General features: G+C 74.9%; 1 protein-coding gene. It reads right to left on the reverse strand.

All coding sequences use genetic code 11. The annotated features are described in order from the left end of the window. A partial coding sequence (locus HMPREF3099_RS06410) for a cupin domain-containing protein (protein ID WP_202816712.1) occupies nucleotides 1-914 on the reverse strand: 914 nt, incomplete at its 3' end. Nucleotides 915-1,000 lie beyond the last annotated feature (86 nt).

Consider the following 1,000-nt stretch of genomic DNA (forward strand, 5'->3'; position numbering starts at 1 on the left):
GAGTCGATCGCCTCGTGCAGGGCGCCGCGCAGCTGCTCCAGCGTGGGGCCGACGACGGCGGCGTCGTCGGGGCGGGCCCCCAGCGGCAGGTTGGCACGCAGGGCGGGTTCTTGGCGCAGGCGCGCGCGGGCCGCCTCCAGGGCGGCGCCGGCGATGTGGTCGGGAGTCCAGGTGTGGACCCCGATGGTCAGGTGGGCGCTGATGCCGCCGAGGGCCGCCGCGGCGTGGATGGTGCCGCGGGGCAGGTAGAGCACGTCACCGGGCTCCAGGACGGTGTCGACCACGGGGTCCTCGTGCGCGGTGCGGTGGGCGACCTGCTCGCGCACGGTGTCCCACGGCTGGTCGCGCAGCGGGTGCTCGATGACGGGCTCGTGGAGGGTCCAGTGCTTGGTGCCGTGGACCTGCAGGACGAACACGTCGTGCACGTCGTAGTGGGCGGAGAAACCCTGGTTCTGGGGAGGGGTGATGTAGGCATTCACCTGAACCGGGTGACGCAGGTCCTCGCCGAGACGGCGGGCGAACTCCGCGATCGGCCGCCAGGTGCGGTGCAGCCCCTGCAGCACGATGGTGGAGCCGCCGGCGAACAGGGAGCGCACCCGGTCCTCGTCCACCTGGTCGGAGGCCCCCGCGCCGGTGCCCCCGCCGCGGGTGAAGCGCGACTCGGGCAGGGTCTGCCCCTCCTTGGCCATACGCAGGAAGGGGGTGCGCAGGGCGCGGTGCGTCAGCAGCTCGTCGACGGCCTCGAGGGAGAAGAGGTCGGCGAAGTCGTCACCACCGCGTTCGGCGGCGGTGACGTGGAGGGGGCGGGTGCCCCAGGACCGCCCCGCGAAGTCGGCCGGGTCCGTGTGGAGGAGCCGACGCAGTGCGGGGCGGTCCTGGGAGGCCGGGGCGGACCCGGCAGCTGGGGTGCTCACTCAGACCGCGGCGCCACCGTCGGCCGGGCCGTGGGCACCGCTGTCGGCGCCGGCGTCGGCACCGCCGTCACCCGCGCCACCATCCG

The organism is Kytococcus sp. HMSC28H12 (genome assembly GCF_001816045.1).
Taxonomy (GTDB): Bacteria; Actinomycetota; Actinomycetes; order Actinomycetales; family Dermatophilaceae; genus Kytococcus; species Kytococcus schroeteri.